General features: G+C 70.6%; 8 protein-coding genes and 1 pseudogene. 2 read left to right on the plus strand and 7 right to left on the minus strand.

Annotation, left to right across the window (positions count from 1 at the left end):
* The 4 genes and pseudogenes from VFV67_RS09670 to VFV67_RS09685 all read right to left on the minus strand — a co-directional run.
* Positions 1 to 4,752 (minus strand): annotated as a pseudogene (locus VFV67_RS09670) (beta-ketoacyl synthase N-terminal-like domain-containing protein); the annotation flags it as partial.
* Between the two features lie 261 nt (positions 4,753 to 5,013).
* The gene (locus VFV67_RS09675) at positions 5,014 to 6,417 is read right to left on the minus strand and encodes an acyl-CoA carboxylase subunit beta (RefSeq protein WP_326468998.1); all 1,404 of its coding nucleotides are present in this window, start codon (positions 6,415 to 6,417) and stop codon (positions 5,014 to 5,016) included.
* A 46-nt stretch (positions 6,418 to 6,463) separates the two neighbouring features.
* Positions 6,464 to 8,035, minus strand: coding sequence for a fatty acid--CoA ligase (locus tag VFV67_RS09680; RefSeq protein ID WP_326468904.1), 1,572 nt, complete (start codon positions 8,033 to 8,035; stop codon positions 6,464 to 6,466).
* On the minus strand, positions 8,035 to 8,616 hold the full coding sequence (locus VFV67_RS09685; RefSeq protein ID WP_326468905.1) for an FcoT family thioesterase: 582 nt from the start codon (positions 8,614 to 8,616) through the stop codon (positions 8,035 to 8,037). Before VFV67_RS09685 ends, VFV67_RS09680 begins: the two co-directional genes overlap by 1 nt.
* Before the next feature lie 419 nt (positions 8,617 to 9,035).
* Here VFV67_RS09685 and VFV67_RS09690 point away from each other — a divergent pair, with 419 nt between their 5' ends.
* Complete coding sequence (locus tag VFV67_RS09690; RefSeq protein WP_326468906.1) at positions 9,036 to 9,713, plus strand: response regulator transcription factor; 678 nt, start codon at positions 9,036 to 9,038, stop codon at positions 9,711 to 9,713.
* Positions 9,714 to 9,812: 99 nt separating this feature from the next.
* Here VFV67_RS09690 and VFV67_RS09695 read toward each other — a convergent pair whose 3' ends face one another.
* The 3 genes from VFV67_RS09695 to VFV67_RS09705 form a co-directional block, all read right to left on the minus strand.
* Entirely contained in the window at positions 9,813 to 10,502 is a 690-nt protein-coding gene (locus tag VFV67_RS09695) for a hypothetical protein (RefSeq protein WP_326468908.1), read from the minus strand.
* Positions 10,503 to 10,517: 15 nt separating this feature from the next.
* Complete coding sequence (locus VFV67_RS09700) at positions 10,518 to 11,513, minus strand: AfsR/SARP family transcriptional regulator (RefSeq protein ID WP_326468909.1); 996 nt, start codon at positions 11,511 to 11,513, stop codon at positions 10,518 to 10,520.
* Between the two features lie 128 nt (positions 11,514 to 11,641).
* Positions 11,642 to 12,871, minus strand: coding sequence for a cytochrome P450 (locus VFV67_RS09705; protein WP_326468910.1), 1,230 nt, complete (start codon positions 12,869 to 12,871; stop codon positions 11,642 to 11,644).
* A 297-nt stretch (positions 12,872 to 13,168) separates the two neighbouring features.
* On the opposite strand from VFV67_RS09705, the gene VFV67_RS09710 reads away from it, so the two are divergent.
* Positions 13,169 to 14,155 carry a hypothetical protein gene (locus tag VFV67_RS09710; protein ID WP_326468911.1) on the plus strand — a complete coding sequence of 329 codons (987 nt, stop codon included), beginning with the start codon at positions 13,169 to 13,171 and terminating at the stop codon, positions 14,153 to 14,155.
* Positions 14,156 to 14,216: the final 61 nt, after the last annotated feature.

Raw genomic sequence — 14,216 nt, forward strand, 5'->3', positions numbered from 1 at the left:
CTCCACGGTCCGCGACGAGGCGATGTGATCATCGTCCAACCCCAACGCCCGCAACGCATCCCACTTACCCGGACTCGCCGTACCGAACACCTCCGCACCCAGATGTTTCGCCAACCGCACCGCCGCGATCCCCACCCCACCGGCGGCCGCGTGCACCAGCACCACATCCCCCGGACCGACCCCGGCCAACTCGTGCAGGCCGTACCAGGCGGTCAGGAACGTGACCGGCACCGACGCCGCCTGCTCGAACGTCCACTCCCGCGGAATCCGGCGCAGCACCCGGTGATCCGCGACGGTGACCGGACCGAACGGCTCGTAGACGATGCCGAAGACGCGGTCTCCGGGTGCGAGGTCGGTGACGCCGGGGCCTACCTCGGTCACCACGCCTGCCGCCTCGCCGCCCGTCGTGGTGTCCGAGAACATGCCGAGGGCGAGCAACGGATCCCGGAAGTTGAGTCCGGCGGCCCGGACCTGGATCCGAACCTCGCCCGCCGCCAACGGTTCGAGCAGCTGCGAGCCGGGGACCAGCTCGATCCGGTCCAGCGTGCCCTTGTTCTCGGCGTCCAGCCGCCAGGCCGGTTGGCCGGGCGGTGGCACCAGTACCCCGTCGGACCCGGTGCGGGTGAGGCGCGGCACCAGCAGCTGGCCATCCCGGACGGCGACCTGCGGCTCTCCGCCAAGCGCCGCCGCGGGCAGGCCCGCCGGCTCCGCATCGAGGTCGACCAGGGTGAACCGGTGCGGGTGCTCGCTCTGCGCGGTGCGGACCAGGCCCCAGACGGCGGCGTGGGCGAGGTCGGCGTCGTCGTCCGGCCGGGTGGCCACGGCCTGCCGGGTGATCAGGACCAGCCGTGCGGTGCTCAGCGGCTCGGCGGCCAGCCAGGCCTGGATCAGCCGCAGCACCCGCGTGCTGAGGTCGTGGACGGCCCGAACCGGATCGGTGCCTGCGGTGCCTGGCACCGGGTAGAGCACCAGGTCGGCACCGGCCCCGGCGGTGATCAACGCGGCCAGGTCCGGATAGCACCGGGTGTCCAGGCCGAAGGAGTCCTCGCCGAGCACGACGGGGCTCTCCTGGCTGCCGGCGGCCTCGTCGAGGGTGATCGGTGTCCACTGCAGACTCAGCAACGACTGGGCCGTGGCGGTGGTCGTGCGGAGCGCGTCCGCGCTGAGCGGCCGAACATTCAGCCCGGCGATCGTGGCCACCGGCGCGCCGGTGGTGTCCGCCAGGTGCACGGCGATGGTGTCCTCGCCGACCGGGCGCAGCCGCACCCGCACGGTGGTCGCGCCGGTGGCCGCGATGGAGACTCCGGTCCAGCTGAACGGCAGCCGCACCCGCAGGTCGGTCCGGTCGGCGGCGAGCAGGGCGTGCAACGCCGCGTCGAGCAGCGCCGGGTGCAGCGCGAACCGCCCGGCGTCCCCGGCCACCGCCTCGGGCAGGCCGGCCTCGGCGAAGATGTCGGCGCCGCGCCGCCATACCTGACGCAGTCCCTGGAAAGTGGGGCCGTAGCCGAATCCCGCCGCGGCCAGGTCCGGGTAGACGTTGTCGAGTGCGACCGGCTCGGCACCGGCCGGCGGCCACTGGGCCAGGTCGGTGGTCACCGCGGACTGCCCGGCGGGCGCCAGGGTTCCGGTGGCGTGCCGGGTCCACGCGGTCTCGCTGGCGGCGGCCTGGTCGCGGCTGTAGATGCTCACCGGGCGGCGCCCCTCGTCGCCCGCCCCGCCGACCACCACCTGCAGGTCCAGACCACCGCGCTCGGGCAGCAGCACCGGCGCCGCGAGGGTCAGCTCCTCGAGCAGGTCACAGCCGACCCGCTCGCCGGCCTGCACCGCCAACTCGACCAGCGCCGCACCCGGCACCAGCACGGTGCCGTTGACGGCGTGATCGGCCAGCCATGGCTGGGTACCGAGACCGAGGCGGCCGGTCAGCAACACCCCGCCGGTGTCCGGCAGATCCACCGCCGCACCCAGCAACGGATGCTCGACCCCCGTCTGCCCGAGACCCGTGGCGTCGACCACCCCACCGCGCCCGGTCAGCCAGTACCGCTCGTGTTGGAAGGCGTAGGTGGGCAACTCCACCGGCCGGGCGCCGGTGAACATCCCGGGCCAGTCCACGGCCACGCCGTGGCACCAGGCCTGGCCGACCGAGGCGATCATCCGGTCGAAACCGCCGTCGTCGCGGCGCAGCGTGCCGACCACCGAGGCGTCGGCGCCGGCGTGCTCGATGGTGTCCTGGATGCTGGTGGCCAGCACCGGATGCGGGCCCACCTCGATGAAATGCCGGTACCCCTCGTCCAGCATGGTCCGCACCGTGTCGGCGAACCGCACCGTGGAGCGCAGGTTGCGGTACCAGTACCCGGCATCCAACTCGGTGGCGTCCACCACGGTTCCGGTGACGGTGGAGTAGAACGGAATCTGGGCCGGCTTCGGGTCGATCTCCGTCAGCCCGGTCAGAATCTCGTCGCGGATCCGCTCTATCTGGACCGAGTGCGAGGCATAGTCCACCTCGATCCGCTTGGCCCGGATACCGCGCCGCGCACACTCGTCGAGCAGCTGGTCCAACTCGGCCGCACCGCCGGAGACCACCACGGTGGCCGGACCGTTGATCGCCGCCACGCTGAGCCCGGCACCGAGCAGTTCCCGCACCTGACCGGCGGGCGCCGAGATCGAGACCATTCCGCCCTGTCCGGACAGGGCCGCGATGGCCTTGCTGCGCAGCGCGACCACCCGCGCCCCGTCGGCGATGCTCAACCCGCCCGCGACACAGGCCGCGGCGATCTCGCCCTGGGAATGACCCACCACGGCCGCCGGAACCACACCGTAGGAGCGCCACACCTCGGCCAGCGACACCATCACCGCCCACAGCGCCGGCTGCACCACGTCCACCCGCTCCACCAACGGGCCGTCCACCTCGCCGCGCAGCACCGGCCACACCGGCCAGTCCACCCACCGCTGCAACTCCGCCGCACAATCGCTGAGTCGCCCGGCGAACACCGGCGAGGACTCCGGCAACCCCGCGGCCATCCCCAGCCATTGGCCGCCCTGGCCGGGAAACACCCAGGCGATCTTCCCGGCGCCGGCCCCGGCTTCCGGCGCACCGTCGGCCGGCTCACCTTCGGCCACCGCCGCCAACGCCGCCAACAATTCCGCGCGGTCCCGCCCGGTGATCACTGCCCGGTGTTCCAGTTGGGCCCGCGATGCGGCCAGGGACAGTCCGACGTCGATCGGGTCGGTGTCCGGGTTGGCGTCGACGAACTCCTGGAGCCGGATCGCCTGGGCGCGCAAGGCCTGCGGCGAGCGGGCCGAGATCACCCAGGGCACCACGGGCAGGTCCGCCGGTTCCGCGTCGGGATCGGTGGTGCCGGCGGCCGCGGGCGGTGCCTCTTCCAGGATCAGGTGGGCGTTGGTTCCGCTGACGCCGAACGAGGACACCCCGGCCCGGCGCGGCCGGTCCGACTCGGACCAGTCCCGAGCCTGGGTCAGCAACTCCACCGCGCCGGCCGACCAGTCCACCTTCGGGGTCGGGGCATCCACATGCAACGTCGCCGGCAACATCCCGTGCCGCATCGCCTGCACCATCTTGATCACACCGGCCACGCCGGCCGCCGCCTGCGTGTGACCGATGTTGGACTTGATCGAACCCAGCCACAGCGGCCGGCCGGCCGGCCGGTCCTGCCCGTAGGTGGCCAGGATGGCCTGCGCCTCGATCGGATCCCCCAACGTCGTCCCGGTGCCGTGCGCCTCCACCACGTCGATGTCCTCAGTGGACAGTCCGGCGTCGGCAAGCGCCGCCCGGATCACCCGCTGCTGCGACGGACCGTTCGGCGCGGTCAACCCGTTGGACGCACCATCCTGGTTCACCGCCGAACCCCGCACCACGGCCAGGATCCGGTGGCCGAGCCGTTGTGCGTCGGACAATCGCTCCAACGCCAGCACGCCGACGCCCTCGGCCCAACCGGCACCGTCGGCCGCGGCCGCGAAGGACTTGCACCGGCCGTCCGGCGACAGCCCGCGCTGCCGGGAGAACTCCACGAACACGTCCGGCGTCGCCATCACCGTCACCCCACCGGCCAACGCCAGCGAGCACTCCCCCCGGCGCACCGCCTGCACCGCCAAGTGCACCGCCACCAGCGACGAGGAGCACGCCGTGTCCACGGTGACCGCGGGTCCCTCGGCGCCCAGCACGTAGGCCAGCCGGCCGGAGGCCACGCTGCCGGCGGTCCCGGTGCTCAGCAGGCCCTCCAACTCCTCAGGCGCCGCCGCCATGCCGCTCGCGTAGTCGTGATACATCACCCCGGCGAACACGCCGGTCCGGCTGCCACGCAACGACCTCGGGTCGATCCCGGCATGCTCCAACGTCTCCCAGGACACCTCAAGCAACAACCGCTGCTGGGGATCCATCGCCAACGCCTCACGCGGCGAGATCCCGAAGAACCCGGCGTCGAAACCACCGGCATCCGCGAGAAATCCGCCGCGCCGCACATAAGACTTCCCCACCCGATCGGGATCCGGATCGAACAATCCCTCCAGATCCCAACCCCGATCGGCCGGAAATCCTGAAACCGCGTCCACGCCACCATCCACCAGGCGCCACAGCTCCGCAGGAGAACCCACCCCGCCCGGCAACCGGCAGCCCATCCCCACAATGGCGACGGGCTCGCTCGCCTCGGCCGCGAGCTGCTGGTTCAGTTGCCACAGCCGTTCGTTCTCCTTGAGCGACTCTCGCAACGCGGCAACGAGCTCCTCGGAGGAAGTAGCCATTGTGTGTCTCCGCTCTAGCAACATCAGCCGAAGATCTGGCGAGTCAACGGGAAAGTGAAAAGGACGTTCGTGGACGCACTGCGACCGCCCGTCCCGGGGCACTGCCATCTACTGACAACATACGCCGGAGATAACGGACGGTGAATCGCGTCTTTTCATCACCGGCCCACCGCAAAGTAATTGCTGGGCCATGCCATTGCACGGCAACGAGCACCCCGGGGCCGGGGTGCTCGGGTGGTTACGGTCCGCTGTAGACCGTTACAAGGGAATGTTGCCGTGCCGGCCGCGCTCGGGCCCGCTGCTCGCCGACGCCGCCGCGAACGCGGCGATCAGCCGTTGCCTGGTGTCCGCCGGATCGATCACCGCGTCGATCACGCCGAGCTCGATGCCGCGGTCGAGACCGCCCGCGGTCTGCTTGTGCTCCTCGACCAGGCGGGTGATCAGTGCCGGATGCTCGTCCGGTTCGGACGCGGCAAGCTGCTTGCGGTGCAGGACGCGGACGGCCGACTCCGCTCCCATCACGGCGACCTCGGCGTCCGGCCAGGCATACACCGCGGTGGCGCCGAGCGAACGGGAGTTCATGGCGATGTAGGCGCCGCCGTATGACTTCCTGGTGACCAGCGTGACCCGAGGCACGGTCGCCTCGGCGAAGGCGTACAGCAGCTTGGCACCGCGCCGCACGACGCCGCCCCACTCCTGCGCGACACCCGGGAGGTATCCGGGGACGTCCACGAGGACGAGCAGCGGAACGCCGAGCCCGTCACACATCCGCACGAACCGGGCCGCCTTCTCGGCGGCGAGCGAGTCGAGGCAGCCGCCCTTGCGCAGCGGGTTGCTGGCCACCACCCCGATGGTCCCGCCACCCAACCGGCCGAGCCCGACCACCACGTTGGGCGCCCAGTTCGGCTGCAGCTCGGTGAACGGGTCGCCGGGCGCCGCGTCGAGAATCCGGCGGATCAGCGGCCGCACGTCGTAGGCCCGCCGCGGTGAGTCGGGCAGCAGCGCAAGCAGATCCCGCGGCGCACCGGCCCTTGCCGGCCGGAACGTGCCCGGCCGGGCGAGCAGCTCGACCAGTCGCCGGGTCACCCCGAACGCGCCGTCCTCCGAATCGGCCACCACGTGCGTCACGCCGGACTTGCGGCCGTGCGCCTCGGTACCCCCGAGGCCCACCATGTCGATCTCCTCGCCGGTGACGCTGCGCACGACATCCGGACCGGTGATGAAGATCCGGGCGTCCGGAGCCATGATCACGATGTCGGTGAGGGCCGGGCCGTACGCCGCGCCGCCCGCCGCCGGACCGAGCACCACCGAAATCTGCGGCACCAGACCGGAAGCCCGCACCATGGCCGCGAAGATCTGGCCGATGCCGTGCATCGACTCGACGCCGCCGGCGAGCTTCGCCCCGCCCGAGTGCCAGAGCCCGATCACCGGGCTGTGCTCGCTGGCGGCAAGGTCGATGGCGTCGGCGATGCGCACGCACTCCTCGATGCCGAGCGCGCCACCCTTGCGGGTCGCGTCGGTACAGAACGCGATCACCTTCTCGCCGTCGACCCAGCCCCGCACCACGGTCGTCGCGACCTCGTCGCGGTCATGCAGTTCGGTCAGCGACTCCGGGTCGAGCAACCGGGACAGGCGGGCCAACGGAAGGCGCGGATCCGGCATGGTAGTGCTCACTGTGGACCATCCTCGCAGATCGGGTGCCGGCGGTTCAGCTGACGGCGCGCTCCTGGTCGCGCCAGAACCGGTCGCGCAGCTCGCGCCGGAGGATCTTGCCGCTGGGATTGCGCGGCACCGCGTCGATGAACTCATAGGCGAGCGGAGCCTTGAAGTCGGCGAGCCGGTCCTGCAGGAACTCGGCCAGATCCCGGGCCTGCGGCTGCCGTCCGGCCACCGGCACCACGAACGCGTGCACTGCCTCGCCCCAGCGCTCGTCCGGAACGCCGACCACGGCGGCCTCGGCCACGTCGGGGTGTTTGGTGATCGCGTTCTCGATCTCGGCCGGGTACACGTTCTCACCGGCGACGATGATCATGTCCTTGATCCGGTCCTGGATGAACAGGTAGCCGTCCTCGTCCAGGTAGCCGGCGTCCCCGGTGTGCACCCACCCGTCGATCAGCGTCTTCGCCGTCGCCTCCGGCAGGTTCCAGTACTCCACCATGGCGGCCGGGGTGCGCACGCAGACCTCACCGATCTCCCCCGCCGGCAGCCGGTTCCCCGAATCGTCCAGAATGGCCAGACCGAAGCCGGGGTACGCCCGGCCCGCGGCCCGCATCCGCCGGGTGCCGGGAACGTGATCGGCCGGCGGCAGGCACAGCACCGTGTTGCCCGTCTCGGTCAGCCCGTAGATCTGCGCGAAATCGCAACCGAATCCCTCGATGCACTGGGCGAGCAACGATTCCGCGATCGGGGCGCCACCGTAGATGATCTTGCGCAGGGTGCTGAAGTCGGCCTTGGTCACCCCGGGCTCGGCCAGCACGAACCGCAACATCGCCGGCACCATGCAGGCGGTGGTCACGCCAAGGTCCCTGATCAGCTCGACCGCGCCGGACGGGGTGAACTCCCGCATCGCGATGTTGGTCGCCCCGTGGGCGAAGCCCTGCACCGCCCACCACAGGCCACCGACGTGGAAGCCGGGCATGCCGATCAGGCTGCGGTCGCTTTCCCGGAAGTCGATCCAGTCAAGGCCCTCGCTCGCCATGGCGTTCGGCACCGCGAAGAAACTGCGGTGCGCCAGCACCACGCCCTTGGGTAGGCCGGTCGTGCCGCTGGTGTACATCTGCACGATCGGGTCGTCCGGCCTGGCCCGGATGAGCAGTTCGGAGTCCGGGTACGCCGACACCCACTCGGTGAAGCCGGCCCCCGGCGCGCCCGGCCGGTCCAGCGGCACGATCTGGAGGCCGGGCAGGTCCGGGGCGACCTTCTCGGCCACCGCCGTGGTCACCGAGTCGACGAACAGCAGCGAGGTACCCGAGTCGCGCAGGATGTGCTCGACCTCGCCCGCGGTGAGCCGCCAGTTGATCGGGACCAGCACCGTGCCGCTCCTGGCCGCCGCGAACAGCAACTCGTAGTAGTGTTCGGATTCCTTGCCCAGGTACGCCAACCGGTCACCCGGCCGCAGACCGGCGGCCAGGATGCCGTGCGCGGCCTGCTTGCTCACCCGGTGCAGGGCGGCGTAGTCGACGCGGCGGCCCTCGCACAGGATCGCCGCGTGGTCGGCGCGGGCGCTGCCCTGCACCCGAACGATGTCGGCCAGCGTGCGCAACGGGTTGGGCCGGGTCATCAGGCTATCTCCTTCGTCGGGGCCATTCCGGGCGGGTTGAGCAGGGCCAGCAGGACCTCGCCCTCGGCGCTGCCGTCCTGCCGGTCCCAGAATCGGCACGTGGTTTCGGTGAGCAGCACCGGCCGGCGCACGTCGCTCTCGGTGATGGTGGCGATCGAGACCTCGCCGCTGAACGACGACGATTCGATCGGCGCCCGGAACAGGCTGCGGAACCGCGCGATGAGGATGTCCGGAAGCTGCCGCTCCCAGAAGTCGTCCAGGGTCCAGGCGGCCAGCGCGGGTACCGCCCGCTCCTTGATGGACTTCGCCAGCAGGTAGTAGACGAGCTGGTTGTAGCAGATGTTGAACTCGACCGAGTTGAAATGCCCGGTGTCGTCGATGTAGCACGAGTTGGGGATGCTGAACTCACCCCTGCCGACCGGCAGTCCATTCTGGACGGACACGGTCGCGGACTTCAGGTATCGGCTGTGAACCTTGTACGGCCGGAGCACGTCCATCCGCAACTGCGGGTCGTCGGGAAACAGTGTCGGCAGTACCGTCACATTGGTGCGCCGCACCCCGACCCCTACCGACTCGGCCATCACCCTGCCTCCAAACCGGGCCCGTCCACTGGCGACATCACGCCCGTGCGTGCTCAACAGGCTTGCGCATAAGGGAATCGTATGGCCCGGCGGGTAATCGGCCGGTAACCGGCAAGGCAGTCGGGAACGATCCGGCCGGCGAGCGGTCAGGGGTCGGGCCGGAGGGCGACGGCGGGTCACGTCGCAACTCGAACCGTAGCCCCTCGGCGGCGGGTGAAACAGTGCACTCGTCACGATCGTCCGGTGAAAACGCACGCGTCGCAATGGCCGCTGCACTAGCCCCTGAACTCCACGCGGTCGCAGGATTTATCCTTGAGCGAATGGCGATCCAAACCCCAGCTCTTTCCGGCAGCCTGCTGAGGAGTTCTTGATGCGCACTTCGTTGGGATGGCCTCGGCGAGTGCCCGGGAGGAGCGCGCATGCCCGGTCGAGTTCACCGTGAAGCCGCGGGCAGGCGACGGCGGCTGGACACCCCTCGTCCGGACGGCACCGTGGTCCGGGTGCTGGTCGCCGACGAGAATGAGCTGACCCGGACGGCGATCGCGGCGCGACTGGACATCGAGGACGATCTCGAGGTGGTGGCCCAGGTCGCCGACGGCCGGGCCGCGGTGGACGCGGCGCTGGCCTGGCATCCCGACGTCGCGGTGGTCGACCTCGCGCTGCCCGAGCTGGACGGTCTCGCGTTCACCGCCGAGCTGGCGAGGTTGCTGCCGGCCTGCGGGGTCGTGATCGTGACCGAGCACGGCGGACCGGGCTACCTCAAGCGCGCGCTGGCCGCCGGTGTCAAGGGATTCCTCCCGAAGGTCGGGCCAGGTGCGAAGCTGGTCGACGTGATCCGGCGGGTGCGCGACGGGGGCCGCTACGTCGACCCGGTCATGGCCGCGGACGCCCTCACCGCGCCGGACTGCCCGCTCACCCCGCGACAGCTCGAAGTGCTGCGCCTGGCCGAGTACGACACCCCGGTCGCCGTCATCGCCCAGCGCACCAACCTGTCCATCGGTACGGTCCGCAACTACCTCGCCGCGGCCGTGCGCAAGCTCGGTGCCGCCAACCGGGCGGACGCGTGCCGCATCGCCAGGGCGAACGGTTGGCTCTGACCCGCAGGCGCAGTACCTCACCAGCGGAGCGGCACCGCCACCACGGCGGTCCGGCCGACGGCGGTCAGCCGCGGGGCGACCAGCCGCGGCAACGCGGCATCAACCGGCAGCTCCCGCACCGCGCGCCGGCTTCCGGTTCCGTGCGATCCCCACCAGCATGATGCCGACCTGGCACCCGGCGAAGCCGGCGATCGCGAGCAGGACCGTCCAGTCCGGCTCGCCCGGCTGGGCCCGAACGATCAGCACCATCGGCAGCCAGAACCGGATCAGGAACAGCGCCGGGATCTGCCACCCGCCCGCACCCCGCAGGCGCAGCGGCCCGGTGGCGTACCGCGTGCCCAGGTACAGCGTGACGGCGACCAACGCCAGGATGTCCCAGTGCCCGGTGCCCGCCGCGAGGCAGCCGGCCAGCCCGGCCAGCACCACACCGGTGGCCCCGATCTGCCGGCGCACGGCGCGCGGGCCGAGCTCGTACACCGCGTCGGACAGTGGGCTCGCGTCGATGTCCCGGCCGGCAAGGGCGTTGGCCATGCTGACGACGTGCATACAGCACAGGGCCGCGAGAACGGCGACCACACCGGCGGTGGCGCTCCACGGCTCGCTGCCCGACCGCACGGACAGCAGCGCCGCGACCGCGCAACCGGCCAGTTCGACCGGAAGGTACTCGATGCGCCGGATCCGGATCGAGTACGCCAGCCGCTCGCGCGGCGTTGGCCGCGGGCCGATCGGACCGGGCACGTCGGGGTGCACCACGCGGCGGATCCGAACCCGGTGCTCGCTCGTCGTCATGTGATCACCCTCATTTCAGGCCGCGCGGCCGTGCACCGCCGTGCCGAGCCGATCGAGCAGCATCTCCGAGGTGAGCCCGCGGTTGTCCAGCAGCACGTCGTTGCGCAACAGCGCCAGGTGCAGCGACTGGATCCGCGCCGATGGCTCCATTCCGAGCTCCTGCAACATCTGCCTGCGGAAGCGGCGGAACACGTCGAGGGCCGCCGAGGTCCGGCCGGACCGGTACAGCGCGGCCATGAACATCGCGTGGGCGGGCTCGTGCAGCGGATGCTCGACCACGACCGAGGCCAGCTCGCTGATCATCTCCCGGTGCAGGCCGAGGCACAGGTCGGCCTCGATCCGCATCATCTGCGCGTAGAACCTGCGCTCCTCCAACCGGGCCGAGTGGGCCCGCAGCTGCATGCCCCACTGCAGCTCGGGGCTGACCGGGCCGCGCCACAGGGCGAGCGACCGGCGCAGGTTGTGCGCGGCCTTGTCGTACTCACCCGCGCGTAACTCGGCGCTGCCGGCGATGACCAGCCGCTCGAACTCCTCGATGTCCAACTGGCCGTCCGCCACCAGCAGGGTGTATCCCCCGGAGTGGGTCAGCAGCAGCTCGTTGTTCACGTACTCCGTGGTGACCCCCAGGACGTCGCGAAACAGCTTGCGCAGCTTGAAAACGTAGGTCTGCACGGTCGCGTGCGAGGTGCGCGGCGGCTCGTTCTCCCAGAGCTCTCGGACCAGCGCCGAGGCCGCGACCGATCTGTTCGCGTTGAACAGCAGGGTCGCGATCATCGCGCGCAACTTCGGCGCGCTCGGCGCGAACTCGACGTTGCCGTACCGCACGGCCAATGGGCCCAGCAGCTCGAAGCGCAGGCCGGGCGTCGACTCCTGGCGCTTGGGCTGACTCCGCGGCCGGGTCGGCTCCGGCGTGGCCGGCGGGGTCAACAGGGCATCCTCGATGAGCAACGCGAGGAGGTTGCGCTTCTCCTCCGGCGACATCAAGCCCAGCTCGCTCAATTGCAGAGTCATTGTAGGGCCTCGCTATCACGCCAATCACGATACGTCTGGTCTATGCACTCCTACCACGCTATTCCCTGGGCCGTCCGCCGAACAGTGAGAACGTCACGAAGACCAATGAGGATTCTTGGCCGGGCCGGTCATTTCCGAACCCTGGCCGGCAATCCGTAGGAGGCCCGGCAGAACGAGGATCTGCGCCACGGAATCTGCTCCCGTGGCACGGTGATCTCGATGTCCGGGAATCGTTGGAAAAGTGCCTGGAGGGCGATCTGGACCTCCACGGTGGCCAGCCGGTGGCCCGGGCAGTGGTGCGGCCCGTAACCGAAGGCGATGTGGAGATCGTTGCCCGGCCGTTCCAGGTCGAACACCTGGGCGTCGGCGAACATCGCCCGGTCCCGGTTGGCCGCGCTGATGCTCAGCAGCACCGTGTCGCCCGCGGCGATCGGCTGCCCGCCGATGGCCAGGTCCTCTGTCGCGAACCGGCGAAAGCCGCGCAACACCGAACTGTTGCGGCGCAACAGTTCCTCGACGGCCGCCGGGAACAGGTCGGGGTCGGCGCGCAGCCGGACGAGCTGCTCCGGATGCTCGAGCAGGTCGAGCGTGGAGGAGACCAGCATGCCGGCGGTGGTGTCGTAGCCGCCGAGATACAGGATCAGCACCATGCCCATGATGTCGGTGACCGGAAGCAGGTCGCCCCGTTCGTCGGTCGCGGTCGCCCAGTGCGAGATCAGGTCCTCGGTCGGGTCGGTCCGGCGGTCCTGGACCAACTCGATGATGATCTGACCGAGCTCGCCGAGGGCCGTCGCCGCGGCGGCACCGAACGGATCGGTGTCGACCGGACCGTCGAAGCGGCCTTCGGCCAGCGCGAACTCGGCGTTGGTCACGGCAAGTACCCGGTCGAGGTGCTCGGCCGGCAGACCGAGGATCCCGCTGATCACCGAGATCGGCAGCGGCGCGAAGTACGACGGCATCAGGTCGACCACACCGGCGTTCGCGGCGGCCGCCCGCTCGACCCCGTCGAGCAGTTCGGCCGTGATCTCGTGGATCTTCGGCTGGATCTGCTCGATGCGGCGCGGCGTGAAGGCGAAGTTGATCAGACGTCGGGTCGCCGTGTGCTCCGGCGGATCCTCCGTGATCAGCCTGGTGTAGTCCTGCCCTTCCGGGTAGGTGGTACAGGTGTAGTCCGGGCCGGCGTACTTGCGGTTGCGGGCCAGGCGCTGATCCCTGAGCCCGGCGCGCACCTCCTCGTACCCGGTGACCAGCCACACCGGGATCTGGTCCGGCAGGCACATCCGGTGGATCGGACCCTGCTCCGCCAGCCGGGTGTGCAACGGGTGCGGATCGTGCCAGTAGTCCTCGTCAATCGGCATCGGATTCGAGTGCACAGGGCAGGTACCTGTCATCATCGCCTCTCCGTTTGACACGCCGGTGCGCCATTTCCAGAAAGCCTCCGCAAGGAGTGTGGCACGCGATTTCTGGTATGCCCAGGCGGTCGGGTAATGACCGGGTAAGTGCCCGGTCAGTCCGCGCAGGCGGAACTTCCTTTTATTGCCCGGATCGGTTACACATGGTTTCGGCACCAAATGTGAGGGGGCACGCACGGACCGTTCTCGAAACCCTGCTCCCTCCGGTCGCCAGCCCTTGTCGTCCACCTGGGACGGTTTGCGATGAAGACATCGATCAAGCTCGGAGCCGGCGCGCTCGCCGTCGTCGTGCTCGGCGGCGGTTACCTGGCCGGCCAGGTGCTCGGCGCCGACCCGGCCGGACCGGTCGCCGCCGCGGCATCGGGGAACTCCGCCCCGGCGGAGTTCCCCGGCGGCCTACTGATCTCGCAGGACGGCCTGACCCTACGGGTACTTGCGGACATCCTGCCGGCCGGCACCCAGCACACGTTCGCCTTCCAGATCCTGGAACCGGACGGCACGCCGCTGCTGCGGTTCAACCCGCGGCACGGCAAGCTGCTGCACCTGATCCTCGCGCGCCGCGACCTGTCGCGGTTCCAGCACGTGCATCCCACGTTGGGCGCGGACGGCACCTGGCGGGTACCGCTGACCCTCCCGGCGGCCGGCGAGTACCGGATCTTCGCCGACTTCGTCGCGGGCTGGAACAGCCAGCCGACCACGCTCGGCGCCGACATCTCCGTACCCGGGGACTACCGACCGGTCCCGCTGCCACCGGCGTCGGGTACCGCGGCCGTGGACGACTACACCGTGGACCTCGCCGGCACCGCGGTTCCCGGCCGGAGCAGCCGGCTCACCCTGCGGGTGATGAAGAACGGAAAGCCGGTCACCGATCTCGAGCCCTACCTCGCCGCCTACGGGCACCTGGTCGCCCTGCGCGACGGCGATCTGGCCTACCTGCACGTCCATCCCGCCGACGCACCGCACCCGGCCGGTCCGGACATCGGGTTCTCGGTGACCGTGCCCACCGCGGGCGGGTATCGCCTGTACCTCGACTTCCAGCACCAGGGCGTGGTCCGCACCGCCGAGTTCACCATCGAGGTCAACGGCCCGAACCCACCCCCGAACGGCCTGACCCCCGAGCAGTTCGACACGGCAAGGGCCCGCGGCCTGTCCGGCGGCGACGGTTCCGAAGCTGGTGATGCCGGCAGTGCGGAAGAGCATTCACCCGGCCAACACCACCACGGCGGCTGAGGCCCGACCCGGGCAACGAACGGCGGGACCGCGCCCGCCGCGCGGCCCCGCCGGTGGTGAC

The organism is Actinophytocola sp. (genome assembly GCF_035762905.1).
GTDB lineage: Bacteria > Actinomycetota > Actinomycetes > Mycobacteriales > Pseudonocardiaceae > DASYTH01.